At 58.0% G+C, this 26,985-nt stretch carries 22 protein-coding genes and 1 riboswitch; of the genes, 7 read left to right on the top strand and 15 right to left on the bottom strand.

Features of this window, described 5'->3' with window-relative positions; genetic code table 11:
* Nucleotides 1–254: 254 nt before the first annotated feature.
* From dinF to AC559G_RS21280, 3 genes are all read right to left on the bottom strand, one after another.
* Nucleotides 255–1,604: an MATE family efflux transporter DinF gene (gene dinF / locus AC559G_RS21290; RefSeq protein WP_498914520.1), complete on the bottom strand. Its 1,350-nt coding sequence runs from the start codon at nt 1,602–1,604 to the stop codon at nt 255–257.
* 92 nt (nt 1,605–1,696) lie between these two features.
* Entirely contained in the window at nt 1,697–2,305 is a 609-nt protein-coding gene (gene lexA / locus AC559G_RS21285; protein ID WP_438597749.1) for a transcriptional repressor LexA, read from the bottom strand.
* Between the two features lie 134 nt (nt 2,306–2,439).
* The gene (locus AC559G_RS21280) at nt 2,440–2,808 is read right to left on the bottom strand and encodes a diacylglycerol kinase (RefSeq protein ID WP_498914518.1); all 369 of its coding nucleotides are present in this window, start codon (nt 2,806–2,808) and stop codon (nt 2,440–2,442) included.
* Nucleotides 2,809–2,933: 125 nt separating this feature from the next.
* On the opposite strand from AC559G_RS21280, the gene plsB reads away from it, so the two are divergent.
* Nucleotides 2,934–5,393 (top strand): glycerol-3-phosphate acyltransferase, encoded by a 2,460-nt coding sequence (gene plsB, locus AC559G_RS21275; protein WP_498914516.1) that lies wholly within the window; start codon nt 2,934–2,936, stop codon nt 5,391–5,393.
* Nucleotides 5,394–5,661: 268 nt separating this feature from the next.
* Here the strand turns inward: plsB and ubiA are convergent, their stop codons facing one another.
* Nucleotides 5,662–6,534 carry a UbiA prenyltransferase family protein gene (gene ubiA, locus AC559G_RS21270; protein ID WP_498914514.1) on the bottom strand — a complete coding sequence of 291 codons (873 nt, stop codon included), beginning with the start codon at nt 6,532–6,534 and terminating at the stop codon, nt 5,662–5,664.
* A 16-nt stretch (nt 6,535–6,550) separates the two neighbouring features.
* A complete protein-coding gene (gene ubiC / locus AC559G_RS21265; protein ID WP_498914512.1) occupies nt 6,551–7,075 on the bottom strand; it encodes a chorismate lyase in 525 nt (174 codons plus the stop codon).
* Between the two features lie 380 nt (nt 7,076–7,455).
* On the opposite strand from ubiC, the gene AC559G_RS21260 reads away from it, so the two are divergent.
* From AC559G_RS21260 to AC559G_RS21250, 3 genes are read left to right on the top strand one after another with little or no spacing between them, the layout of a single operon-like run.
* Nucleotides 7,456–8,841: an MFS transporter gene (locus AC559G_RS21260; RefSeq protein ID WP_438599247.1), complete on the top strand. Its 1,386-nt coding sequence runs from the start codon at nt 7,456–7,458 to the stop codon at nt 8,839–8,841.
* Between the two features lie 19 nt (nt 8,842–8,860).
* Nucleotides 8,861–9,877, top strand: a complete 1,017-nt coding sequence (locus AC559G_RS21255) for a LacI family DNA-binding transcriptional regulator (protein WP_498914510.1) — start codon at nt 8,861–8,863, stop codon at nt 9,875–9,877.
* A gap of 4 nt (nt 9,878–9,881) precedes the next feature.
* Nucleotides 9,882–10,865, top strand: a complete 984-nt coding sequence (locus tag AC559G_RS21250) for a nucleoside hydrolase (RefSeq protein WP_498914508.1) — start codon at nt 9,882–9,884, stop codon at nt 10,863–10,865.
* 55 nt (nt 10,866–10,920) lie between these two features.
* Here the strand turns inward: AC559G_RS21250 and malM are convergent, their stop codons facing one another.
* From malM to AC559G_RS21230, 4 genes are all read right to left on the bottom strand, one after another.
* A complete protein-coding gene (malM, locus tag AC559G_RS21245) occupies nt 10,921–11,826 on the bottom strand; it encodes a maltose operon protein MalM (protein ID WP_498914506.1) in 906 nt (301 codons plus the stop codon).
* Nucleotides 11,827–11,935: 109 nt separating this feature from the next.
* On the bottom strand, nt 11,936–13,228 hold the full coding sequence (locus AC559G_RS21240) for a maltoporin (RefSeq protein WP_279025450.1): 1,293 nt from the start codon (nt 13,226–13,228) through the stop codon (nt 11,936–11,938).
* Between the two features lie 30 nt (nt 13,229–13,258).
* Entirely contained in the window at nt 13,259–14,368 is a 1,110-nt protein-coding gene (gene malK, locus AC559G_RS21235) for an ABC transporter ATP-binding protein (protein WP_498914504.1), read from the bottom strand.
* Nucleotides 14,361–15,329: an alpha-amylase family protein gene (locus AC559G_RS21230; protein ID WP_498914502.1), complete on the bottom strand. Its 969-nt coding sequence runs from the start codon at nt 15,327–15,329 to the stop codon at nt 14,361–14,363. The genes malK and AC559G_RS21230 overlap by 8 nt, the downstream gene beginning before the upstream one ends.
* A gap of 360 nt (nt 15,330–15,689) precedes the next feature.
* Here AC559G_RS21230 and malE point away from each other — a divergent pair, with 360 nt between their 5' ends.
* From malE to malG, 3 genes are read left to right on the top strand one after another with little or no spacing between them, the layout of a single operon-like run.
* Nucleotides 15,690–16,874: a maltose/maltodextrin ABC transporter substrate-binding protein MalE gene (gene malE, locus AC559G_RS21225; RefSeq protein WP_438599251.1), complete on the top strand. Its 1,185-nt coding sequence runs from the start codon at nt 15,690–15,692 to the stop codon at nt 16,872–16,874.
* A gap of 60 nt (nt 16,875–16,934) precedes the next feature.
* Entirely contained in the window at nt 16,935–18,512 is a 1,578-nt protein-coding gene (gene malF / locus AC559G_RS21220; RefSeq protein WP_498914499.1) for a sugar transporter permease, read from the top strand.
* A 43-nt stretch (nt 18,513–18,555) separates the two neighbouring features.
* Complete coding sequence (gene malG / locus AC559G_RS21215) at nt 18,556–19,446, top strand: maltose ABC transporter permease MalG (protein WP_498914497.1); 891 nt, start codon at nt 18,556–18,558, stop codon at nt 19,444–19,446.
* A 299-nt stretch (nt 19,447–19,745) separates the two neighbouring features.
* Here malG and psiE read toward each other — a convergent pair whose 3' ends face one another.
* The 6 genes from psiE to pgi all read right to left on the bottom strand — a co-directional run bounded on the left by psiE (nt 19,746) and on the right by pgi (nt 26,441).
* Entirely contained in the window at nt 19,746–20,153 is a 408-nt protein-coding gene (gene psiE / locus AC559G_RS21210) for a phosphate-starvation-inducible protein PsiE (RefSeq protein ID WP_438599254.1), read from the bottom strand.
* A gap of 273 nt (nt 20,154–20,426) precedes the next feature.
* Nucleotides 20,427–22,514: a YjbH domain-containing protein gene (locus AC559G_RS21205; RefSeq protein ID WP_438599255.1), complete on the bottom strand. Its 2,088-nt coding sequence runs from the start codon at nt 22,512–22,514 to the stop codon at nt 20,427–20,429.
* Nucleotides 22,514–23,269: a capsule biosynthesis GfcC D2 domain-containing protein gene (locus AC559G_RS21200; protein WP_438599256.1), complete on the bottom strand. Its 756-nt coding sequence runs from the start codon at nt 23,267–23,269 to the stop codon at nt 22,514–22,516. Before AC559G_RS21200 ends, AC559G_RS21205 begins: the two co-directional genes overlap by 1 nt.
* Nucleotides 23,256–23,912: a YjbF family lipoprotein gene (locus tag AC559G_RS21195; protein WP_498914494.1), complete on the bottom strand. Its 657-nt coding sequence runs from the start codon at nt 23,910–23,912 to the stop codon at nt 23,256–23,258. Before AC559G_RS21195 ends, AC559G_RS21200 begins: the two co-directional genes overlap by 14 nt.
* Before the next feature lie 70 nt (nt 23,913–23,982).
* A complete protein-coding gene (gene yjbE / locus AC559G_RS21190; protein ID WP_121525898.1) occupies nt 23,983–24,204 on the bottom strand; it encodes an exopolysaccharide production protein YjbE in 222 nt (73 codons plus the stop codon).
* A gap of 590 nt (nt 24,205–24,794) precedes the next feature.
* Nucleotides 24,795–26,441 carry a glucose-6-phosphate isomerase gene (gene pgi / locus AC559G_RS21185; RefSeq protein WP_462614671.1) on the bottom strand — a complete coding sequence of 549 codons (1,647 nt, stop codon included), beginning with the start codon at nt 26,439–26,441 and terminating at the stop codon, nt 24,795–24,797.
* A gap of 303 nt (nt 26,442–26,744) precedes the next feature.
* A riboswitch (Lysine riboswitch) is annotated at nt 26,745–26,935 on the top strand.
* Nucleotides 26,936–26,985 lie beyond the last annotated feature (50 nt).

The raw sequence follows: 26,985 nt of genomic DNA, 5'->3' as shown, positions 1-26,985 counted from the left end.
AATCCGGCTGGCCTAACTGACCAAAGTAAGTAACAGATTTTCCTCATCTGTACAGGATTAAGCCGTTGCCTAATCAGCCAGCCACATTACTAATCTTAGCTATAGATTCCGAATTAAAAACAAAAACCAGCGATAAATACCACAAATAAGAATTTTTCTAGTTAAAAACAACCGTAAAACAACCCGATAACCGGGATTTTCTTCATCCAGCAAGATGTAACATAATATTAACAAAATCCACGACGAATGGAGGGCTACTCCTTGCCCCGTTCGTGCGCAAACCAGGTGCCCTGCCGGTTATGGCGCAGCCAAAGCCACCCCAGCGTAATGCCACGCAGCATCTGGAACACGCACAGCGCCAGCCACAACGCATGGTTGCCGAGCAGCGGCAGGGTAAGCAACGCCAGCGCATAGCCGGCGGCGGCGACTGCCATGCTGTTACGCATTTCCGCGCCGCGGGTCGCGCCGATAAACATGCCATCCATCAGATAGCACCACACGCTGACCAGCGGCAGCACCACCTGCCAGCCCAGGTAGTGGTTAGCCAGCTCACGCAACACCGGTAATGAGGTCAGTGCGCCGACAATCTGTTGGCCGGCCACGGCGTAGACGGCCGCAAATCCCAGGGCAACCAGGCCCGCTTGCCGGCAAGCGGCGTGCCATACCTGGTGCAACTTGCGATCGTCGCGCGCGCCATAGGCATGGCCGGAGTGCACTTCCACCGCATAGGCAAAACCATCAAGCGCATAGGCAGTAAAGGTCAGCAGGTTCATCAGCACCGCGTTAACCGCCACCACTTCGCTGCCCAGCCGGGCGCCAAGAATGGTCAACGAAGCGAAGCACAACTGCAGTAGCAGGGAACGCAGCATGATGTCCCGGTTCAGCGCCAACAAACGGCCCAGATTTCCCCGCCAGGCGTGGCGCAAGATCGGCAATGAAATGCCCCGCCGCCTCATCACCCGCCAGGCGAGCCATAGCCCAAACAACAGCATGGCATACTCAGACACCACCGTCGCCAGCGCGGCCCCTTGCACGTTCCAGCCAAGCCCCATCACCAACCACACATCCAGCACAATATTCAGCAGGTTGCCGGCGATCAGCAATAATACCGGCGCACGCACGTACTGCACGCCGAGCAGCCACCCCAGCAGCACCATGTTGGCCAGCGCCGCCGGCGCACTCAACCAGCGAATTTCCAAAAAGAGCCGCGCCTGTTGCAAGACTTCGCCGTCGCCGCCGACAATCTGCAACGCCAGCCCGATCAGCGGCCGGCGCAGCAACAGTATCGCCAGGCCGACGATCCCGGCTAGCAGCAGCGGCTGCACAAAGGCCTGGGCCAGCCGCGGCGCATCGCCGGCGCCCTGCGCCTGCGCCGCCAGCCCGGTGGTACTCATGCGCAGGAACAGGAACAGCATGAACAGGAAGCTGGTGACCATCGCCCCCACGGCGACGCCGCCAAGATAGCTGGGGGTGTCGAGGTGGCCGATCACCGCCGTATCGACCAAACCCAGCAACGGCACGGTAATGTTGGAAAAGATCATCGGCAACGCCAAACGCCACAGCGCTTTGTCGTTGTCACTAAAGAAGGCGGTAATCAAGCGCATAGCAACCTATTCCTGTGGCAGTGCGTATTGAAAAGGCAAGAAAGGCATCGCCCCTGGACAGGGGCGATTTACATCAGGGGGAAACGCAGGGGTTAAATCCAGTCACCGTTGCGAATAACGCCGACGGCCAGCCCTTCAATGGTGAGGTTTTGCTCACGCAGATCGACGACGATCGGCTGGAATTCACTGTTTTCCGGCAACAGCTCAACCACGTTGCCGTGTTTTTTCAGGCGTTTGACGGTCACTTCATCTTCGATACGGGCCACAACGACCTGGCCGTTACGCACGTCCTGGGTTTTATGCACCGCCAGCAGATCGCCATCAAGGATACCGATGTCACGCATCGACATCCCTTTTACCCGCAGCAGGAAATCGGCATTGGGCTTGAACAGGGAAGGATCAACTTTGTAATGCCCTTCGATATGCTGCTGCGCCAGCAGCGGTTCACCGGCGGCCACGCGGCCAATCAGCGGCAGACCGTCTTCATCTTCCATCAGCAGGCGGATACCGCGCGAGGCGCCGGAGACGATCTCGATTACCCCTTTGCGCGCCAGCGCCTTCAGGTGCTCTTCAGCCGCATTCGGCGAGCGGAACCCCAGACGCAATGCGATCTCGGCACGCGTGGGCGGCATGCCCGTCTGCGAAATATGATCGCGAATCAGGTCATAGACCTCTTGCTGCCTGGTAGTTAGTGCTTTCATCCCGCCCCCTGTTTGTTTATACAGTTTTGCTGTGAGTATATACAGGTGCGCGGGGATTGGGAACCGCAGAATAAATAAAAATCAGGGAGTAGGCGCGCAAAACCGGTGAAAAACAACCCAATGGCGGCTGCCATTCAGGCAAAGTGCTGCCACAATACGCTGCCCCAGACAAACAGCGCCAGTATGATCGCCAGCGTCACCGCCGCCGAACCGATATCCTTTGCCCGGCCGGAAAGCACATGGTGCTCGGTGCCCACGCGATCGACCAGCGCTTCGATTGCGCTGTTAAGCAGCTCGACGATCATCACCAGGATCACGGAACCCACCAGTAAAATACGGGCGATCGCCCCAACGTCCAGCCAGGCGGCCAAAATAATGGCTAGCGCAGCGGCGAGGGTTTCCTGGCGGAATGCCGCTTCATTTTGCCAGGCGGCGATAAACCCCTGCCGGGAATAACCTGCCGCCTTGATAATACGCGTTAGACCGGTTGTTTGATTTGCCATTTACGGGCGCCTTTTTCAGGGGTAAAACATCATTTTAACGGCATCGGCTTTTTTAACACCACAGATCTGCAAAGCGGTTTCTGGTATGCTTGCGGCGCGTTGCTAACAAGAGGCTTCACGTTGTTATGTCAAGTTGGCGTAAAATTTATTATAACTTATTGAGTTCTTCACTAAAACTGCTGGTAAGAAGTAAGGTTATCCCGTCAGATCCGGTCGCGGAGTTAGGGTTGGATCCCACTCGGCCGATTTTGTACGTTTTACCTTATAACTCGAAGGCGGATTTACTCACGCTGCGGGCCCAATGTCTGGCGCAGGATCTGCCCGATCCGCTCACTCCGCTGGAAATCGACGGCACCGTGCTGCCCGGCTATGTGTTTATTCACCATGGCCCGCGTGTGTTCCGGTACTACACGCCGAAAGAAGAGTCGGTCAAGCTGTTCCATGACTATCTGGATCTGCACCGCAACAACCCGGATCTCGACATCCAGATGCTGCCGGTTTCCGTTATGTTCGGCCGCTCCCCCGGCCGCGAAGGCCACGGCACCCCGCACCTACGCCTGTTGAACGGCATACAGAAATTCTTCGCCGTGCTGTGGCTGGGGCGCGACAGCTTCGTCCGCTTCTCCAATACCGTTTCGCTGCGCCATATGGCGAACGAACACGGTACCGATCAAACCATTGCGCAGAAACTGGCACGTGTGGCGCGCATGCATTTCGCCCGCCAGCGCCTGGCCGCGGTCGGCCCTAGCCTGCCGGCACGCCAGGACTTGTTCAACAAGCTGCTGGCTTCCAAGGCGATTGAAAAAGCCGTTGAGGATGAAGCGCGCAACAAAAAAATCTCTCATGAAAAAGCGCAGCAGAACGCCATTGCGCTGATGGAAGAGATCGCCGCCGATTTCTCCTACGAAACCGTGCGCCTGTCAGACCGCGTACTGGGCTGGACCTGGAACCGCCTGTATCAAGGGATCAACGTCACCAACGCCGAACGCGTGCGCCAACTGGCGCAGGACGGCCACGAGATCGTCTATGTTCCCTGCCACCGCAGCCATATGGACTACTTGCTGCTGTCCTACGTGCTGTATCACCAGGGGCTGGTGCCACCGCACATCGCCGCCGGCATTAACCTGAATTTCTGGCCGGCCGGGCCGATCTTCCGCCGTCTGGGCGCCTTTTTCATTCGCCGCACCTTCAAAGGCAACAAACTGTATTCCACGGTGTTCCGTGAATACCTGGGCGAACTGTTTACCCGCGGCTACTCGGTGGAATACTTTGTCGAAGGCGGCCGTTCCCGTACCGGGCGCCTGCTGGAGCCGAAAACCGGTACGCTGGCGATGACCATCCAGGCGATGCTGCGCGGCGGCACCCGCCCAATCACGCTGGTGCCGATCTACATCGGCTACGAGCACGTGATGGAAGTGGGTACCTACGCCAAAGAACTGCGCGGTGCCACCAAAGAAAAAGAAAACCTGCTGCAAATGCTGCGTGGCCTGCGCAAACTGCGCAATCTTGGCCTGGGCTATGTCAACTTCGGCGAACCGCTGCCGTTGACCACCTACCTCAACCAGCATGTGCCTCAGTGGCGTGACGCTATCGATCCGATCGAAGCCCAGCGCCCAAGCTGGCTGACGCCAACGGTGAACGATCTTGCCGGCAAAATCATGGTGCGCATCAACAATGCCGCCGCCGCCAACGCCATGAACCTGTGCGCCACCGCCCTGCTGGCCTCGCGCCAACGTTCGCTGACCCGCGAGCAATTGATCGAACAGTTGGATTGCTACCTGCAGTTGATGCGTAACGTGCCTTACGCCGCCGACGCCACCGTGCCGGCTCAAACCGCGGAAGAATTGCTGGATCACGCGCTGGGCATGGATAAGTTCGGGGTGGAAAAGGATAATATCGGCGACATCATCATCCTGCCGCGCGAACAGGCGGTGCTGATGACCTATTACCGTAACAATATCCACCATATGTTGGTGCTGCCTTCGCTGATCGCCACCATCGTGATGCATCACCGCCGCGTGTCACGCAGCGAACTGCTGCGCCAGATCGGCCTGATTTATCCGATGCTGAAAGCGGAACTGTTCCTGCATTACGGTAAGGAACAGCTGCTGGAGGTGCTGCAGCCGATGATCGACGAGTTGGCGCGCCAGCAGTTAATCAGCTACAGCGATGACGAGCTGCAACTGAACCCGGCGCGCATTCGCCCGCTGCAGTTGCTGGCCGCCGGTGTGCGTGAAACGCTGCAACGCTATGCGATTACCATGTCGATTCTCAGCGCCAACCCAAGCATCAACCGCGGCGCGCTGGAAAAAGAAAGCCGCATCATGGCCCAGCGCCTGTCGGTGCTGCACGGCATCAACGCGCCGGAGTTCTTCGATAAAGCGGTATTTGCCACCCTGGTGGGAACGCTGCGCGAAGAGGGATATATCAGCGACAGCGGCGACGCGATCCGTGAGCACACCATGGAGGTTTACACCATGTTGAGCGATCTGATCACCCCGGAAATCAAGCTGACGATTGAAAGCGTGAGTATGCTGGCGGAGGCGATCGCGCAGCCAGCGGCGGAAGAGGCGAAGGGCGAGTAATTCCGTGCCCTCACCCCAACCCTCTCCCAATGGGAGAGGGAGCAGCCCGGAGTCGTAGTCAAATAACGCCCTCACCCCAACCCTCTCCCAATGGGAGAGGGAGCAGCCCGGAGTCGTAGTCAAATAACGCCCTCACCCCAACCCTCTCCCAGTGGGAGAGGGAGCAGTCCGGAGTTGCATTTATATTTAGCGACTCACTCTCGAACTCTGTGAGTTAGTACCTGGGGCACAAAATATGCAAGCTCCGCAGAGAGGAGCGGTTTGGGGTTCAGGCTTGCCAGTAGCTTAGGGCGATGCCGATAAACAGCACCAGGCCGACATAGTTGTTATTGAGAAACGCCTGGAAGCAGGCGTCGCGTTCGCGGGTGGCGATCAGGCGCTGTTGATGAATAAACAGCGCACCGCCCAGCAGCAGCGACCAGTAATAAGCGCCGCCCAGTTGCGACAGGTAGCCCACCCACAGCAGCAGCAGCAGCGTGGCGAATTGCAGCAGGCCGACGATCAGCTTGTCATGGCGGCCAAACAGAATCGCCGTGGATTTGATGCCAATCCGCACATCGTCATCGCGATCGACCATGGCGTACAGCGTATCGTAGGCCACCGTCCAGCAAATATTGGCCAGCAGCAGCAGCCAGCAACTCAGCGGCAACGCCTCGCTGACCGCCGCGTAGGCCATCGGGATCGACCAGCCAAACGCAGCCCCCAGCACCACCTGCGGCAAATGGGTGACGCGCTTCATAAACGGGTACATCCATGCCAGCGCCAACGCCGCCAACGATAGCCAGATGGTCATGGCGTTCAGCGTCAGCACCAGTAAAAACGACAGCAGCACCAGCGTCACAAACAGGATCTTGGCTTCTTTCTCGCTGACCCGGCCGCTCGGCAGCGGGCGGTTAGCGGTTCTTTTCACATGGCCGTCAAAGGCGCGATCGGCGTAATCATTCACCACGCAGCCGGCGGCACGCATCAGGAAGACCCCCAGCACAAACACCGCCAGCACAGACCATGAAGGCCCCCCTTGCCCCGCCAGCCATAAGGCCCACAGCGTCGGCCACAACAACAGCAAGCTGCCGATAGGTTTATCAATGCGCATCAAATGGCTATAAGCCTGCCATTTGCTTTGCGTCACGCTACTTTCCAACGTTTTTCCTCCCTTATCATGCCGGTGCGCTATTGCCCGCGTTATACACCGGCGCCGCCGGTAAAAACAGCTCGGTCAATAGCAGCGGCTTGCCCGCCAAACGCAAACGGGAACGCCGCGCCCACTGCGCGCCGTGCCGGCCAATATGAATGTAATCCCGCGTCAGGGCGCCGTTGTTGAACAGGTAACGGCCGAGCGGCACGGTACCCAAATCCACCAATGCCTGATCCTCACCCGTCAGGGTTTCCTGCGGGATCACCGTGCGGCCGATCAGCCAAGGCTCATTGTCCCCCAACAGAATGATTTCACGCAGCCAGTAACGCGAGCTCGCGGGCAGATGTTGCGCCTCGTCGCCCAGTTCGGCCCGCGTGACGAAACACTCACACTGCGGCTCAACGTGCACGCACGCACAGTGGCGTTCAAAGCGGCGGGTCATCGATCCCAACTCCATCAGCCAGTCGCTGATGCCAGCAGGCACCGGAGGATGTTGTTCAGACAACCACGTGATGGGTGGCAGGATGGAACCCCTATTGCCAGACATTACCTTTACTCCATGCCAAAGGGACGCGCCAGGCCCCCCCTCGGCACCACAAACTGTTAACAGAAAGCCATTGTAACGCAGAAATCTAAAAGCGGCAGGCGGATTCATCATGCAACCCCCGGCAAATAACGGGTGGTGAATTTATCCCTATGTCATCTTTCTGCCATCTGTGTGCCCTACATTCCTCCCCTTGATCGGTCGCTATTCTGTGATCGCACGCACGCAATAAGCAGGACTGTATTGCTTTATCTACGCGCGTAGATAATCTTGCGGCTCAGCGTTGAATCGTTACCGGTCAGGCACATTGGTTGGCGGATTCGCCAACACCAGGGAAATACCTTTAACGACGCCGCTCGCGGCACAAGAGAGGACATAACACGATGAGCGAGACAACGCTGGCCAAGCCAGGCGTCGCCGGCGCACCGCTGGCGGCCGATGAAAAGCTGGCCACTCCAGAGGGGCGCAGCCAGTTTATACGCGCCACCTTCTCCTGTTGGCTTGGCACCACCATGGAATACGTCGACTTCGCCCTGTACGGCCTGGCGGCCGGCATGGTGTTCGGCGATGTGTTCTTCCCGGAAGCCACCCCGCTGCTGGCGCTGCTGGCGAGCTTCGCCACCTACTCCGTCGGTTTTATCGCCCGCCCGATCGGCGCGCTGGTGTTTGGCTGGATTGGCGATCGCAAAGGCCGCCGCGTGGTACTGATCACCACCGTCGCCATGATGGGGGTTTCCACCACCCTGATCGGGCTGATCCCGTCTTATGCTCAGATCGGCATTTTTGCGCCGCTGTGCCTGGTGTTCCTGCGCTTTATGCAGGGCTTCGGCGCCGGCGCCGAACTGTCCGGCGGCGCCGTGATGCTGGCCGAATACGCCCCAGCCCAGCGGCGAGGGCTGATCGCCTCGATCATCGCATTGGGTTCCAACAGCGGCACGCTGCTGGCCTCATTGGTGTGGCTGCTGGTGTTGCAGTTGGACAAAGACGCGCTGATGAGCTGGGGCTGGCGCATTCCGTTCCTCGCCAGCATCCTGATTGCCGGCATCGCACTGTATCTGCGCCGCCACGTGCAGGAAACGCCGGTGTTTCAGCGTGAGCTGGAACAAAACCACCAGCAACTGCTGCAGGCGGCGGAAACGGAAACGGTTGATAATCGCAGCTATTTGCAGCGTACCCGCGCCTTTTGGGTGATGCTGGGCCTGCGGATCGGCGAAAACGGGCCGTCCTATTTGTGCCAGGGATTTATCGTCGGCTACGTCGCCAAGATCCTGATGGTGGATAAATCCGTGCCGGCGCTGGCGGTGTTGATCGCTTCCCTGTGCGGCTTTCTGGTGATCCCGCTGGCCGGCTGGCTGTCCGATCGCTTCGGCCGGCGCATTACCTACCGCTGGTTCTGCCTGTTGCTGGTGCTGTATGCCTTCCCGGCCTTCTGGTTGCTGGAAAGCCGCGAACCGGCTATCGTGATTGGCGTAATCGTCACCGGGATGTGCATTGCCTCGCTGGGCATTTTCGGCGTGCAGGCGGCCTATGGGGTGGAGCTGTTCGGGGTGAAGAACCGCTACTCGAAGATGGCCTTCGCCAAGGAGCTGGGCTCTATCCTTTCTGGCGGCACGGCGCCGCTGATCGCCACCGCCCTGCTGTCCGGCTTTGGCCACTGGTGGCCTATTGCCAGTTATTTTGTTGTAATGGCGGCCATTGGTCTCATCACCACTTACTTTGCACCCGAAACCCGCGGCCGCGATCTCAATCTGCCACAGGATGCGGTGTAACCTGGCCCAGGAAAACAACGTGGATAATCACCCCGCTCGGCGCATTACCCGCGCCGATGTCGCCCGCGCGGCGGGCACATCGGTTGCCGTCGTCAGCTATGTCATCAATAACGGCCCGCGCCCGGTGGCGGAAGCGACGCGCCAGCGGGTGCTGGCGGCGATTGCGCAGACCGGCTACCAGCCAAACGACGTGGCCCGTGCGCTGGCCTCCGGCTCCACCCAGACCTACGGCCTGGTGGTGCCGGACATTTCCAACCCGTTTTTCGCCAAAATGGCGCGCGCGCTGCAGCAGGAAGCGTTCAAATTCGGCCGCGCCCTGCTGCTGGCCGACGCCGGCGACGATCGCCAGCGCGAATACGAACTGATCACCAACCTGCTGCGCCGCCAAGTGGATGGGTTGCTGTACACCAGCGTCGATCGCCACCCGTGGTTCGACGTGATCCGCGCGGCAGGCACGCCCTGCGTGATGATCGACACCATTGATCCCGCCGCCGGCATCAGCGCCATCCGCGTCGATGAGCGCGGCGCCGCCAGCCAGGCCACGCGCCATCTGATCGAGCACAGCTATCGCGATATCGGTATTTTCATCGGCCCGCTGACCATGCTCAACGCGCAAGACCGCCTCAACGGCTGGCGCGATGCGCTGCTGGCAGCCGGTATCACGCCGCGTGAAGAGTGGATTTTCGAAGTGCCTTATACCCGCACCGGCGGCTACCAGGCCACCCGGCAGTTGCTGGCCGGTCCCCGCCCGCGCGCGGTGTTCACCAGTAACGAACAGCAAGCGCTCGGCTGCCTGGCCGCGCTGGCGCAGCACGATCTGCGCGCCCCGGACGATCTGGCGCTGATCTGTTTTAACGGCACGCCGCAGTCCGAATTCAGCGTGCCGCCGTTAAGCGCGGTGGAGCAACCCATTCACGCCATGGCGCAACAGGCGATCGCCATACTGGCCGCCGGCGCCAAAGAACCGGTGCTGCACGAATTCGCTTTCCAATTGCACATCCGCCGTTCCTGCGGCTGCGCGTTTTCTTCCAGGTAAAATTATGCGTTTGATTATTGATTGCGATCCTGGCAACGGGGTACCCGGCGCCAATGTGGATGATGGCCTGGCGTTGGCCCTGGCGCTGGCGGCCCGCCCACGGCTAGCGCTGGAACTGATTACCATCGTGGCGGGCAATACGCCGCGCGATCTGGGCTTCGCCGTTGCCAATACCCTGTTGGAACAGAGCGGCTATGCCGTACCGGTTATCGCCGGCGCGGCGCGGGCGCTGTGCGAGCGCCCCGAGCCATGGCGCGCCTATCTGGATCGCACCATCGCCGATCCGATTTTGGCCGCCCTGTGGCGCAACACCCCGGCGCCGCAGCCCGCAACGCCGGCCAGGCCGGAAGCAGCAATCGCCATCGGCGAATTGATTTGCGCTAACCCCGGTGAAATTACGCTGGCCGCCATTGGCCCGTTGACCAACGTGGCCCACGCGCTGCAGCTCTATCCGCAGATGGCGCAAGCGGTGAAAAACATCGTGATCATGGGCGGGGTGTTCGCGGTGGAAGGCTATATCAAGGACACCAACTTCGGCCTGGATCCCGAAGCCGCGCAGTTGGTGTTGAACAGCGGCGCCAATATCACGCTCGCCCCGCTGGATGTCACCACCCAAACCATGTTGACGCAGCAGGATCTCACTCGCCTCACCCAACCGGACACCCCGCTATGCCGCTACCTGCGCGCAACCACGCAACCCTGGGTTGATTATTCGCGGCACACTCGCCAACTGCCGGGCTGCTGGATCCATGACGCGCTGGTGGTGGCATGGCTGCTGGAACCGGATCTGGTTACCACGCGAGACTATTTTGTCGATGTGGCGTTGGAAGGCGGCGTAACACGCGGCAGTTCGCGCCGTTGGCGGCCCGATAGCCTGCGCCTGGCGCTGGGGATGCCGGAACCGCAGGGGAAACCGATACAGGTGATGGAAAGCGTGGACAACGCGCGCCTGCTGGCGCTGATCGCCAGCCAGCTCGCCCGCGTATGAAAAAAGGTGCGCCACAGCGCACCAACCCTCCAGCCAGCATCGGCAGCGCGGGGTATTAGCCCTTGCCTTTCACGCTGCTGATAAACGTTTCACGTGCAGTGGTGGAACCCAGTTTTTCCGCTTCATTCATCAGTTTCAGCGCCTTATCGATATCTCCGGCTTTGACCGCCTGTTTGATACCGTTATTGAAGTAGGCCTCGGTGTCATTCAACATCGGCTCGGCGGGTTTCGCCGCAGCCGGCTGCGGCGCAGGCGCTGCCGTTGGCGCATTGGTCCCCACCACTACCGGCGTGGTGGCCGGCGCCGGTTGCAACATGCCGATCATCACGTTGCCGCTGCCTTGCTCCGCCGTCACCTTCAGCTTCAGCAGCCCGCTGCTGCTGTGGCTGGCGATCGGATCGGGAATGTCCGGCACCGCGTTGCCCACCCCTTGCGCATAGGCTTTCGCCGGGTTGGTCAGGCGGGTGCTTTTGCCCACATCCTGGCGGGTGGTGTAAACCAGCAGATAAATCTGCCGTTGCCCCAGCGCCGGCGTCAGTTTCAGCGTGCCCTCCAGACGATCGGAAGACATCACGCCCGGCGGCTGGTAACTAAAATAGCTGGACGGGTAGTAGGCTGCCGGCCGCTGGTGTTCATCCAGCACCAGCACGCTCGGCGAGTACACCCGGTTATCCTTGGCGATACTGCTTAAAGTAATTTCCAGCGAACCGCGATCCGCCGGCAGCGTATAGGCGGCAACCGCGCCCTGAATATCGCCCTGATTGATTTGCGGGCTGCTGCCATCCAGTTTGACATCCTGATTGGCCGGCGGCACCAGCGGCTGCCACGGCAGGTTTTGCAACGTGGCCGGGTTAATGGCGGGTGCGACGGAAACGTTGGTTGGCGTGGCGGCATAGGCGGCTAACGGCGCACCGGCGGCCAGCGCCACAGACAGGCAAAGAGCCAGTAGATTCTTTTTCATTGTTATACCCTCTCGCATCAAGCATGCAGGCCGGCAGCGGGCAGGCAAGCGCCCGCTGCCGGTTAATCAGGCGTGGGAAAGCGCGTAGCGCTCTCCCGCGGTAACGCCATTACCACCAGATCTCCATTTGGGCGCCGAAGGTGACTTCGTCATCCTTGCCGCGGCTGAAGGTATGCAGGCTGGTGTCGCTGTAGGCCGTACCGGTGCTGTAGCCGGTATCGCTGCTGGTGGCGTAGCCCCACTTCTCATCCCATTTGGCATAGGTAGCGAACAGGCGGATTGCCGGGCGCGACCAGATGCTGTCGCCGGCCTGCCACTGTTGCGCCAGGGTAACTTTGTACTGGCCGTTGCGCTCGCCGGTGCGCTGGGACTTAACGTTGTCGTAGCCGGCTTCCAGCAGGGTGCTCATGATCGGCGTCCATTTGTACATTGGCCGCACGCCTACGGTGTACCAGGTGGTGCCGTTATTGTTGTCGCGGTCGATATCCTGGTACATGCCGACATACATCAGCGCCCATTTGTCGTTAAAGTCGATGGCGCCGTGATCCAGGATGCGCAGCATTGAGCCGTCGTTATCAATGGTGGCGCCCTGGTTGCGGCCGTTGTTGGTCGAGGTCATGGCGTCGGTGCCGTACTGCACCACAAACTTGTTGTAGCCGTTGAGGATGCTTTGCGTATGTTCGGCGGTGAACAGCCAGCCGTCCTTGGAAGCGCCATCGGCCAGGCTGTAATGATCCTGTACGTTGGCTCGGCCATAGTCGACGCCGAATTCCAGCGTGCCGCCCGGGTTGGTTTCCAGCCCCGCCAGGCGCACGTCGAAGGTATCGTTGATGGTTGGCCGCTGATCCCATTCGTTATCCAGGTAGCCGTAAGAGCCGCCGGATTCGGAGTTACGGGTCACCGCGAGAGACAGTTTACCAAAGCCCAGATCGATGTTTTCCAGGCCGGCGCCCGGGCCGGAAATATCCCAGTAGTAGAAGTCGATCATGTGGACGTCATGGCGCTGGTAGAAGCGTTTACCGGCCCAGATGGTGGAACCTGGCAGCCATTCGATCAGGTTTTTACCCTGAACGTTCACTTCGCGAAAGCCCGGGGTGACGTCTTCCCAATCGGAACGTTGGGAAACGGAATACGCCAGGTTGGTATCAAAGTAGAAGCTTTTATCACCGTCCTTCCACACTTCCTGGCCCAGCTTTAATTCAGCGTAGGTTTCGCATTCGTTGCCAAGACGGTATTTGCTTGAGGCCCCGGTAGCCTGGAAGCACTGTTGCTCACCGCCGCTGCCGGTCCAGCCGATACCGGAACGCGCATAGCCTTTAAAATCCAACGCCATGGCTTGTGAAGAGAGAACACCGGCGGCGACAGCCAGTGCCAGAGGAAGTTTGCGCAGAGTAGTCATCATTATTCTCCTGTTCTACAGACCTTGATGCGTTTAAACGCCCGGTTCCTGATGCAGCCGCCGGCATGCCGTACCGTCCTCACGGAACAGATGGCAACGGTGCGGCGGCAGGCCGATGGCGAATGTGGCACCTTCATCTACTAGCACTACGTCGTTCTGGCGGTACACCAGGTTCTGACGGATTGCCGGTATTTGGATGTGGATTTGCGTCTCGTTGCCGAGCTGCTCTACCACCTGTACATCACCTGACAGCCGCACTTCAGAGGCATCGCTTGGCAGCAGGTGTTCCGGGCGGATCCCCAGAGACATGTTGGCGCCGGTCTGAACGCCCGAACCGTCCACCGGGAGCCATACCCGTTGGCGGTTGGGCAGTTCGATCTGCACCTGTTGCGGTTCTGCGGCGGTCACTTTGACCGGCAGGAAATTCATTTTGGGCGAGCCGATAAACCCGGCGACGAAGCGGTTGGCCGGGTAGTGATACAGCTCCAGCGGCTTGCCGATTTGCGCGACGCGCCCAGCGTCGAGCACCACGATTTTGTCGGCCAGCGTCATCGCTTCAACCTGATCGTGGGTGACGTAAATCATGGTGCGCTGCAGGCGCTTATGCAGGCGCGAGATCTCGATACGCATCTGCACACGCAGCGCGGCGTCCAGGTTGGACAGCGGTTCGTCCAGCAGGAATACCGCCGGCTCCGCCACCAGCGTGCGGCCAATCGCCACGCGCTGGCGTTGCCCGCCGGACAGCGCCTTCGGCCGACGATCGAGCAGGTGCGCCAGTTGCAGCACCTCGGCCACCTGGTTCACCCGTTGGGTGATTTCCGCCTTTTTGGCGCCGGCCAGCTTCAGGCCGAACGACATGTTGTCAGCCACCGACAGGTGCGGATAGAGCGCATAGGACTGAAACACCATGCCGATGCCGCGTTCGGCGGGCGGCACGTCGTTCATCCGGGTTTCGCCGATGAACAGATCGCCGGCGGTGATATCCTCCAGCCCGGCGATCATGCGCAACAGCGTGGATTTGCCGCAGCCGGACGGCCCGACAAACACCACAAACTCACCGTCATCGATCGTTAAATTGACGTCTCTGGAAATCACCGTCTCGCCAAATGCTTTATAAACGCCGCGCAGTGTGACGCTAGCCATGCGTTACTCCCCTGCTTTCGCAGTTAACATTTTTCGTGAAAATGGCAGAGGCAAACCCTGCCAAAACCCATTGATGACCCTCTTGGCTGCGCACCGCCTGTCCTGCCAAAGGCAGGGTCGCCTCAGACGGCGCCGCCGGCTGAGTATAAGGCTGTAGATTAATCAGCGCTTCAAGGCATTGTTCCTGATGGGTTATAAGTAAACGAACCACCCCATTGTTCTGGCTAACTGCGCTCAATTCCCCCTGCTGGATCACCGCCAAGCGGCGCAACGCCAACAGTGACTGGCAATAACGCAATGTCGAATGGCGATCGTGCTGCTGGCGGCTGATGGCCAGCGCCCGGTGCTCAATGGCGACCCGCTGGTACCAGTGGCGCTCACCGGCGGTCACCTGTTCCGGCGCTTCGTGCCAGGGCATCGGCGTTTGGGCGCCCTGCAGCTCATCCAGCCCAGCGGCGTGGGGCAAGCCCAGCTCTTCCCCCTGATACAGGCAGATCGGCGCCGGCAGCAGCGCCAACAGCGTCAGGAAGGCGGCGGCGGAGCGCAGATCCCCTTGCCCCCAGTGGCTGACCACCCGCGGTTGATCGGCGCTGCCCGTGCTCCAGACGCTGTCCGCCAGGCGCCGGCGGTGGGTATTGAGCACCGTGACCAGTTTTTCAATGCTGAACGGCGCCACCGCCTGCGCCAGCGGGCTGCTGACATAGGGCTGGCGCCCCGGCCCATGTATCCGCCCTTGGCCATCGCAGGCCCACAACGCTAACCCACGTGCGGCCACCACGCTGCCGGCTTCATCGCGCCACGTTTGCGGCAGCACCAGGCCGTCGACAGAGAGCGCGTTCAGGTAAGGCAGTGCGCCGAGCAGGCCGTACAAATCCCCAACGCCATCTCCGTTGCCGTCACGGAAACTCACCGGATGGATCCGGTACAACGTAGGCTGGCTGGCGATGGATGTTGACGACATAAGACCGGCTCCCGCAGCGGCTGATAACCAAAATCAATGCTGGCGATAGTGCGACAATCGGCGCACGGGGGAATCATCCGTTAGGCGCTTTTTCATGGGGGAGGAGATGGGAGGATGAGGGAACGATGAAGTGGATGAGAAGTTCCCTGCCGAATTCAATTCTGTGATCTGCCTGACAAAAATAGCCCACCTTTTTTGTGCCTGAGGCCACAGAATAGAGCGCAATGTTATCTGGATCACACTACCGGGCTACGGGGCGTAGAGGGGGGGAGGATGAGAAAAGGGCACGTTGTGACCCACTATGCTCAGGAAACCACTTTCCTTACACGAAGTGCCCACAATAGATAGAAGGACTGGCTTATGAATCGCACTGCCCGTACGCTGATGCTTTCCGCGCTGACCACGTTAGTGCTCTCTGCCCCGGCTTTCGCCAAGATTGAAGAAGGCAAGCTGGTTATCTGGATTAACGGCGATAAAGGTTACAACGGCCTGGCCGAGGTCGGCAAAAAATTTGAGCAGGATACCGGCATTAAAGTGACCGTCGAACATCCGGACAAACTGGAAGAAAAATACCCGCAGGTGGCCGCCACCGGCGACGGCCCGGACATTATCTTCTGGGCCCACGATCGCTTCGGCGGTTATGCTCAGTCCGGCCTGCTGGCCGAGATCCACCCCTCCCAGGCGTTCCAGGATAAAGTCTATCCCTTTACCTGGGATGCCGTGCGCTACGACGGCAAGCTGATCGGCTACCCGATCGCCGTGGAAGCGCTGTCGCTGATTTACAACAAAGACCTGATCAAAGAAGCGCCAAAGACCTGGGAAGAAATTCCGGCGCTGGATAAGGAACTGCGCGCCAAAGGCAAGAGCGCCATCATGTGGAACCTGCAGGAACCCTACTTCACTTGGCCGATCATTGCCGCCGCCGGTGGATATGCCTTCAAGTATGAAGACGGCAAATACAACATCAAAGACGTTGGCGTCGCGAACGCCGGCTCCCAGGCCGGGCTGCAGTTCATCGTCGATCTGGTGAACAACAAACACATCAATGCCGATACCGACTATTCCATCGCCGAAGCCGCCTTTAACAAGGGCCAAACCGCGCTGACCATCAACGGCCCGTGGGCGTGGTCAAATATCGAACAGAGCAAGATCAACTACGGCGTAACGCTGCTGCCGACCTTCAAAGGCCAGCCGTCCAAGCCGTTCGTTGGCGTGCTAACCGCCGGCATCAACGCCGCCAGCCCGAACAAGGAACTGGCCACCGAGTTTCTGGAAAACTACCTGCTGACCGATCAAGGGCTGGCGCAGGTCAATAACGACAAACCGCTGGGCGCCGTAGCGCTGAAGTCGTTCCAGGAGCAGTTGGCGAAGGATCCGAAGATCGCCGCGACCATGCAGAACTCACAGAATGGCGAAATCATGCCTAACATTCCGCAAATGAGCGCCTTCTGGTATGCCGAACGCAGCGCCGTGCTCAATGCCATCCATGGCCGCCAGACGGTAAAAGCCGCGCTGGACGATGTGCAGACCCGAATTACCAAGTAAGCCTAGTCGTGCGGAGCGCCTGGCGGCGCTCCGCCGTTGTCGCCAAGAAAGGAACACCCCATGCAATTAGCTCACGCCGGTTCATCCGCGCGCAAAAAATCGAAGTGGTGGCAAAAAGAGAGTCTGAAATGGCTGGTAGTCGGCCTGCTCAGCCTGTTTACCTGCTATCTGATTGTGTTGATGTATGCACAGGGTGAATACCTATTCGCCATCATCACGCTGCTCCTGATTAGCGCCGGAATATATGTTTTCGCCAACCGCCGCGCCTACGCCTGGCGCTATGTCTACCCCGGCGTTGCCGGCATGGGATTGTTCGTTCTGTTTCCGCTGATTTGCACCATTGCCATCGCCTTTACCAATTACAGCAGCACCAACCAACTGACCTTTGAACGGGCGCAATCGGTGCTGATGCAGCGCCAGTTCCAAAGCGGCCAAACCTTCACCTTCGCCCTTTTCCCGGCGCCGGCCCAGCAATGGCGTCTGCAACTGACCGATCCGGCCAACGGCCAGCAGATGCTGTCCGAGCCGTTCAGCTTTAACGCCGCCCAGCCGCAAACGCTGGCCATGGCCGCGGTCAGCGCCGCGCCCAGCGAAGAACGCGCCACGCTGCGGGTAATCACGCAAAACCGCCAGGCGCTGAGCCAGATTGTCGCTAAAATGCCCGACGGCGGCGAACTGCGCATGAGCTCACTGCGCCAGTTCTCCGGCACCAGCCCGCTGTATAGCCTGGCCGCGGACGGCACGACCCTGACCAACAACCAAACGCAGGTGCAGTATCGCCCGAACGACGACATCGGTTTTTACCAGGCGGTGAACGCAGACGGCAACTGGGCGCAGGAAACCCTCAGCCCCGGCTATACCGTCACCATCGGCTGGCAGAATTTCCTGCGTGTGCTGCATGACGAAGGCATCCAGAAACCCTTTGTCTCGATCTTTATCTGGACCATCATCTTTTCGGTGATGACGGTGATCCTGACCGTGGCGGTGGGCATGGTTCTGGCCTGCGTGGTGCAGTGGGAAGCGCTGAAAGGCAAGGCGCTGTACCGGGTGCTGCTGATACTGCCCTACGCGGTGCCGTCGTTTATTTCGATCCTGATCTTCAAGGGGCTGTTCAACCAGAGCTTTGGCGAGATCAACATGATGCTCAGCCACCTGTTCGGCATCAAACCGGCCTGGTTTAGCGATCCGCTCACCGCCAAGAGCATGATCCTGATCGTCAACACCTGGCTGGGTTACCCCTATATGATGATCCTGTGCATGGGCCTGCTGAAAGCGATCCCGGACGATCTGTACGAAGCTTCGGCGATGGACGGCGCCGGGCCGCTGCAGAACTTCTTTCGCATCACCCTGCCGCTGCTGATTAAACCGTTGACGCCGCTGATGATCGCCAGCTTCGCCTTCAACTTTAACAACTTCGTGCTGATTCAACTGCTGACCAACGGCGGCCCGGATATGATCGGCACCACCACGCCGGCCGGCTATACCGATCTGTTGGTCAGCTATACCTACCGCATCGCCTTTGAAGGCGGCGGCGGCCAAGACTTTGGCCTGGCGGCGGCAATCGCCACGTTGATCTTCCTGCTGGTGGGGGCGCTGGCCATTCTCAACCTGAAAGCCAGCAAGATGAACTTTGATTAATCCATTGCCGGCGGCAGCCACGCCAATATGAGGAGTAAGCAAGATGGCCATGGTTCAACCCAAATCCCAGCGCGTGCGCCTGTGGATCACCCATATACTGATGCTGTGCTTTATCGCTTTGATTATGTTCCCGTTGCTGATGGTGATCACCATTTCGCTGCGCTCCGGCAACTTCGCTACCGGCAGCCTGATCCCGGAACAGATTTCCTGGGATCACTGGCGGCTGGCGCTCGGCATTAGCGTGACGCACGCCGACGGCAGCGTTACCCCGCCGCCGTTCCCAGTGCTGCTATGGCTATGGAATTCGGTGAAGGTGGCGGCGATTACCGCCATCGGCATCGTGGCGCTTTCCACCACCTGCGCCTACGCTTTTGCCCGCATGCGCTTTCGCGGCAAAAGCAGCCTGCTGAAAGGCATGCTGATTTTTCAGATGTTCCCGGCGGTGCTGTCGTTGGTGGCGCTGTATGCCCTGTTCGATCGCCTGGGCCAGTACGTGCCGTTTCTCGGCCTGAATACCCACGGCGGCGTGATTTTCGCTTATATGGGCGGCATCGCGCTGCACGTCTGGACCATCAAGGGCTATTTTGAAACCATCGATAATTCGCTGGAGGAGGCCGCCGCGTTGGACGGCGCCAGCCCGTGGCAGGCGTTCCGCCTGGTGCTGCTGCCGCTGTCGGTGCCGATCCTGGCGGTGGTATTCATTCTGTCCTTTATCGCGGCGGTTACCGAAGTGCCGGTCGCCTCGCTACTGCTGCGCGACGTTAACAGCTATACGCTGGCGGTGGGGATGCAACAATATCTGAACCCGCAGAACTACCTGTGGGGCGACTTCGCCGCCGCGGCGGTGCTCTCGGCCATCCCCATTACCGTGGTGTTCCTGCTGGCCCAGCGTTGGCTGGTCGGCGGCCTCACGGCCGGTGGGGTGAAGGGGTAAGTCATTTTAGCCACTGCAATCTTTGCTGTACTTTCTCACCACGCATTCTCTGTGTCTCGGCGGCCTTAACGGCCGCTTTTTTTATCGCCCCATTAGGGCTATTTTACTTGCCATTTTGAACCTGGACAGTGCTCGAAATCCTCACGTACTCCGTGTACGCTTCGGTTTACTCGCTGCGCTCGCCCTACGGGCCGGACTAAAGTCCGTTCAACATGCGCGGCATGTTGTCTGCGCGCTGTCCGTGTCCAAACTGGCTGCGACAATAACGCCTACTGGGATAGGCTCTTAGTCATACGACGTTATTCGCGCTTAAGGCGCTCGGTATTGGCCAGGTACAGGGTAATCACCAAGAATAATATGGCGGCGGAATAAATCAGCGTATCCACCGGGTTTTTGTGATCCACAATAATCAGGCGGATAATCGCGGTAATGCCGATATAAATAAAATAGCGCAGCGGGAAGTGATAACCCGATTCGAAATACTTCACGATCAACGCAATAAATTCAAAATACAGGAAGTAAATAACGATGCCTTCAATCAACAGATATGATGATGACGCTTCGTTATTCATAAACAACACCTGTGCCAGGTGAATGGTTTCCTTGCCCAGAAACACCACCAGTATGGCGGCCAACAGCAGCAACCCCACGTTAAGTACCCGCTGTAGGGTTTTCGCCACCAGGATAGAGCGTGATGTTTTTGCCATAAAATAGTCCACCTTATACAACATGGTTAAAAGTGATATTGCCCGGTATCCCATCCGGATATTATTCGCTCGGTCTGTGCCAGGCCACGGCATTGCCGCCGGCGGCAAGCCCAGCCCAAACGCATTGTATACTGTTAACCTTGCCGGGAGCGAGATGGTACCAAACACCCTGGTGGGCGCGCGGCGGCGTATTTAACCGCAAGAGAGGGATGTCGTGCTGGAAAATAAATGAGGGGGAGCCATCTCCCCCTCGTACGCAGGTTGGTGCGCGGCTTAACGGAAGCTATCGTTGCGATCAGAAGTCATGCTATACAGCTGATACTTGCGGCCCAGCATCTGGCCGCCGTCGCGGGTCAGCGGCGTCCAGCTTACGGAAGCACGGCTGCGTGAAGGCGATACCGTCATCAGATCCAGCGGGATAGAGACATAGAATCCCTTGGTGAATGACCCCTCACCGTATTCTTCTTTCGATACGTTGGTGACCGTCGCATAAGCGCCCACCACGACCCCACTGTCAAAGCGTTTGGACAGATCCAACGTCGCGCCCTTATCTTTAGCCAGATATTGGCCCACGCTCAGTTTGACCAGCACGCCATCGACGAACGGCGGCATCCAGTAGCCGGTAATGTGGCCGGTTGCGGTGCTGTAGTCGGTGAAGCGCATCATGTCGTCCCAGTCACGCTGTTTCACCCAGTTGGCGTTAGCGCCCACCGCCCAATTGCTGTCGAGCGGCCGATACAGCACTTCACCGCCGACGCCGCCGAACATGCTTTCCAGATAACCGCCGTAAACCTGGCCATAGAACCCTTGGCCGAAGTCCTGGAAGTAAGAGGTCTGCAAATCGTTAATGTACGCATCGTTCTGCACATACTGACGAATGTGCGTACGCACGCGCGGCAGATGGCTGTCCGAAGGCGGCGCCGTGTAGTTGAACTTGTCGTAGTTATTGAACAGGTTGACGAATACGCTACCGCTGTTCAACCAATGGTCAGTCACCCACCAGTTGGCGCTGCCCAGCAGGCCCACCTGGTACATGTAGAAGGTTTCCGCCCCGCCCAGCGATTGGGTTAAGGTCGGCGACAGGCTGAAGGACAGCGCCTCATCATCGATGTAATAGCCCTGTTCGGTGGTTTTCGGCAGATCGGGATCGATGCGTTTTTGCTGCAACGTCTGCTCATGCCCCAACGGGTAGCCTTCCAACTGCTGACGGAGGCTGTTCACGTCCGTACGTGTGGTCACCTGCGGCATGTGGTAGCGCGTTTCGGTCACATCCAGCGTATCCACACCTTCCGGCAAGTAGTTCATCAGGATAACGTTCGCGCGCTCAACACCGTCTTCGGAATAACGATATTTGCTTTGCTCGCCGGTCATGTACAGCGTGTTGTCTTTCACCTGAATCTTCGGCGCGTTGAAGCCCGCATTGTATTTGAGATCGGTCAGTTGGTTCGCCACGACGTCATGCTGCAGATATCTATCCTGCGGCTGCGGCCGATAGGCGGGTTTAGGCTGATCGACATTCGACGGCTTCAGATCGTTAAAGTTGGTGCGCAGGGTAAAGCCGGCCATAAAGGTATTGCCACGCTCATAGCTGACGTTCACATCCGCCCAATCCGTGATGCGGTAAACGGCGCCGAAGTTGAATTTGCTGTCCTGGCGCAGCGTACCGGCAAAATCATCCTGGTAATTATTCCCTTCATACTCCACTTTCAGGCGCAGCGGCTGCCAGGGCGTTTGGTATTCAATACCGCCGAACAACGATGCCGGCCCCTTGAAAGAGTTGTTGAGATCGACGGAGCCGGCGGTTCTGCCGCCGTTGCCGCGGTGGCAATAGCTGTCGCTGGCTTCACAGAACGGGTTTTTCACATTGCCGCTGTTGCCCAGATAGCCCCAGCCCATGCCTAGCGTGAAGTCAAACGGGCCCCACGCCTTGCTGGCAGCCAGGTATTCACCGTCAAATAACCCCGTACCGCCAATATCCCGTATCCCGGCAGACACTTCCGGCAACCAATAGCCTTCTTCCCACAGGCGCAGCTTCACATCAAAGGATTTGTCTTTATAGGTTTGATCGCCGCTGAATGACGTATTGCTGCTGTATTGACGCGTCCGCACGTCGGTATAACGAATGGTGGTTTCCAACCAAGGCAACGGCTGAATAGAGACCGAATAAAAGCGATATTGGTCGTTATCACGGTAGTTGAAGCTGAACTCGCCCTCTTTCGCCATACGGGCGCTCGGCATTTGCAACAACCCCGCGCCGCCGAAATCAGACTGAGAAGGGCCCAGAGGTTCAGGATATGACGCTGCCTGACACGCACTCGCGACAGACAGCGCAACCAAGCTAAGTAAGTAACGTGTTTTCATCAGTCAGGGATCCGGTGCGTCAATAACGAAATGATTTGCTCATTGATGTCTTTATAGCTCCTGGGCAGAGCGGATGAGGCAAACCCGAGGAACAGCAGACTCCCTGGCGTCATTTCATGATGCCGCCGGTTCCAGTAAGCAATTGGAACGCTTTGGGCCTCACCTTCAGGCGTGATTAGCCAGGCGGTGCTGCGCTCAGCGCCATCCAGGCGTTGAAGCCCGCTTAAATAATCACTGACGTCTTTGCCAGGCAGAAAATCATGTTTGCCGGCGGGCGCCAATGCCCCCAGCAGGCTGACGTCTTTCGGCTCCGGCGCCACGAAAACCTGATATTCCCCCGCCAGACGGCGATCCAAATCCGGGCGCAGTTGCAGCCAATCCGGATCCAGCGACACAAACTGACGGCCGACGATGTTCAGCCCGGCGATCTGCGAACGCACACTGTCTACCGTGGCCGCGACCGTGGTATCCCCATCCTGGCGCAGTTCGGCGCTCAATGCGCTGAGCCGTGCCAACAATTGCTGTTGCTTCTGTTTTTGCAACTGGGTGGCGCTGCGTTCTGCAATCGCCGCCCCCGGCCACCAGATGTTGCCTTGCAACGCCGGGTTACCCACCACCAGGCTTTGCAGCGTCGCCGCATCCTTGATCGTGACCGCTGCCTTGTTCGGATAAAACACGGTTACCCGGCTATCTGCATAGGCAGTGTTCAACAAGAGGCACAGTGATGCACTTAAGAGCAGATTAATTTTTCTCATTGTCCCTCTGCTTCAATAGTGTAATTTCAACCGGGAAATAGTCCGCACCCAGATATTGCTCGGACTTGATAACCACACCCGTTTGCGGGTCAACCCAGAAACGGTTTTCCCAATTCTTATTCAGGCCGCTGACCGCAACCTGTTCTTCAATTACGCGATAGGTCTTACGTTTGCCGCCGATGGTCAGGGTTTCATCTTCCTGACGTTGGAAGGTGGATTCGGCCAGCCCATAGCGCGTTTGGTTATTTTCCGTCCAGGACATTTGGCGCAGCCAGCGGGTAACGTCGATAATCCGCAAAGGCGCCGCCAGAGGATCTTGTTCAAGGTTGGAGACGCTGGTTAAATTGTCATGCCAGCCCAGGGTTTTCACCAGGCGCCCATGGCGTAACGTCATTAACGTGCGGTCCTGGCTCACCCATTTTTCTTCGCCATTTTCAAACGCCCCGAGCACCATCATGATCTGTGGCTGATCGTTAATGGTGACATAGACGCTGGGCCTGGATAAGTCTTGGATTTCTTGATCTGTCAGCTCAACGCCCGATGATTCAAACAATACGTGATAGACAGTGTCATTGACGCTGTTTTGGGCTGAGGTACAGGCCTGAAGGGATAAACATATGAATAATAAAAATAGATGGCGCAACTGAGCAATCCCGGCACATTAAGAAAAAGAAAAAAAAAGAATAACCACTAAGTGGTTATTCTTTTACGGTTTAGCCCGCTGTACTTGTTGTCGTGCTGGTGCTGGTGCTGGTTGAGCTGCCGTCATCGCTATTGCTCTGGGCAACCAATGCAGCCGCTGCTACAGCAGCAACCGCGCCAGTGCCAACAATCACTGCATCACCTTTTGACCCGGCTGGATCAAAGGCTGCCCAGGAATTGGAGGCACCCAGCAGCGCCATTGCGGCTAATGCTGAATATAATACCTTTTTCATACACAACCCTCTTTCAGTAATGAACCTACGGCCTAAAGATCACTTTTTAGGCCTAACTAGTATAAGGTATCATGTTAAAAAAACATCGCTATTATCTAAAAATAAGTCATATCTTTCTGACAGGGCAAATAGCCATTAGCGATGGTTTTAATTTGTATAACACAATAAATAATAAAACAAAAATGAAAAAAGCCGATAAATGGAAATTCAGAAAAAGCCCATTCACAATATAAACTATTATTTTTCAAACAGATACCTCAACCCTTCACCCGTTAACCAAGCCAACAGCCCTTTTCCCCTGCATCAACCCCACACATTGAGATGATTCTTAGTTACCCCTATTTTATCGGTAGCCTATCCGCGGCCGCCATAGCAGACGGTAAGCAACGTGTCATATTCTCGCGGCATCTTCCGCTCGGCTCGGCATGGGGCACGTATCGCGCGCGCTCCGGTGGGCGTACCGATAAACGCAAAATGCCGGCCTCACGGCCGACATTTGTCACAGCATCGCCTTAGCGGCGATATACTCGTCATTCTTCACGTTGCAGGCGTGTTGGCTTTCCTGCAACTCGAATTATTTAGAGTATAAATCAACGCCACGCTTTAAAGCGGTTAATCAGGCCGTTGGTTGAGCTGTCATGGCTGCTGACGGCGTCAGCGCCTGCCAGTTCCGGCAGAATACGGTTGGCCAGCTGTTTGCCCAGTTCCACACCCCATTGGTCGAAGGTGAAGATATTGAGGATCGCACCCTGGGTGAAGATTTTATGCTCATACAAGGCGATCAGGCTGCCCAGGCTGAACGGAGTGATTTCCCGCAGCAGAATAGAGTTGGTCGGGCGGTTGCCCTCGAATACCTTGAACGGCGCAACGTGCTTCACGTCTTCCGGTTTCTTGCCCTGTGCAGCGAATTCTTCTTCCACCACCTGCAACGATTTACCAAAGGCCAGCGCCTCGGTCTGGGCAAAGAAGTTAGACAACAGCTTGGCGTGGTGATCGCTCAGTGGGTTGTGGCTGATCGCCGGTGCGATGAAATCGCAAGGAACCAGCTTGGTGCCCTGGTGGATCAGCTGATAAAACGCGTGTTGGCCGTTAGTGCCAGGCTCACCCCAAATAATCGGGCCGGTCTGGTAGTCCACCGGTTTGCCGTTACGATCGACATATTTGCCGTTGGATTCCATATTGCCCTGCTGGAAATACGCGGCAAAACGGTGCATGTATTGATCGTACGGCAGGATCGCTTCGGTTTCGGCACCGAAGAAATTGTTGTACCAGATACCGATCAGCGCCAACAGCACCGGCAGGTTTTTCTCCGCCGGCGTGGTGGAGAAATGTTTGTCCATTTCATGCGCACCGCTCAGCAGTTGTTCGAAGTTGTCAAAACCGATGGACAGCGCAATCGACAGGCCGATGGCGGACCACAGGGAGTAACGGCCGCCCACCCAATCCCAGAATTCGAACATGTTGGCGGTGTCGATGCCGAACTCCGCTACCGCTTTGCCGTTGGTGGACAACGCGGCGAAATGTTTCGCGACGTGCTGTTGATCGCCGGCGGTTTTCAGGAACCAATCACGCGCGCTGTGGGCGTTGGTCATGGTTTCCTGCGTCGTGAAGGTTTTGGAAGCCACCAGGAACAGGGTGGTTTCCGGGTTCAACGTTTTGAGGGTTTCCGCAATGTGAGTGCCGTCAACGTTGGAAACAAAATGCATGTTCAGGTGGTTCTTATAGGGGCGCAGCGCTTCGGTCGCCATATAAGGGCCAAGATCGGAACCACCGATGCCGATGTTTACCACGTCGGTGATCGGTTTGCCGGTGTAGCCTTTCCATTCACCGCCAATCACACGCTCGCAGAACTGCTTCATTTTCGCCAGCACGGCGTTAACTTCCGGCATCACATCTTTGCCGTCGACCACAATCGGGGTATTGCTGCGGTTACGCAGCGCAACGTGCAGCACGGCGCGATCTTCAGTACGGTTGATTTTCTCACCGGCGAACATGGATTTGATTGCGCCCTGCAGATCGGTTTCTTCAGCCAGCGCCAGCAGTTTTTCCAGGGTTTCCGACGTGATGCGATTTTTGGAGAAATCCACCAGCATCTGATCGTTGAAGGTAGCGGAAAACTTGGCGAAGCGATCGCCGTCCTGGGCAAACAGATCGCGGATCTGTACGTCTTTCATTTGTTCAAAGTGTTGCTGCAGGGCTTGCCAAGCAGCGGTTTGACTAGGATTAATATTTTTCATAGCAACGCTCTTATGCTTGAGATGAAGGTGACGTAATCGTCCGATTGTAGCCTGAACGCCGATGATTATGATCTCTTTTCTTGCAATAGGCGCATGCTGCCCACGTCACGCACATCGCATTTACCTTTATTCAACAAACAGCCCGCACTTCGGTTAACTCTGTGCGACAAACGCCGGCGGGATTTAACGCAGAGCGCACGACGCCCGCCGCAAGCGACAAAAATGAAAATCCCTCACCCTTCGGCCGTTGACAGTTGGGCCTAAACCCGTTATTCCTAACAGCCTACTTGCGCACCCCGTGCGCAAGCCAGAAGAGGCGCGTCGCCCAGGTAAAGTGTCAGAGGAGCCGTACTCCCATGACGGCACCGGAGGGGGAGCGACGCCGAGGTACAGCGGCCAGCGGCGACCAACGTATCGGCTACAGGGGCTGAATCCCCTGGGTTGTCACCCTAGGCCACCGCAGGTGGCCTGCAAGGTGGGGCGCTTCTGGGTGTACCGTAGCCTTCATCTCTACGCCTGCTCCCTGTTTACCGCTCTTCCCTTG

This window comes from Gibbsiella greigii, from assembly GCF_039540155.1.
In the GTDB taxonomy this organism is placed as follows: domain Bacteria; phylum Pseudomonadota; class Gammaproteobacteria; order Enterobacterales; family Enterobacteriaceae; genus Gibbsiella; species Gibbsiella quercinecans.
This window is presented reverse-complemented; position numbering and strand designations above follow the sequence as displayed.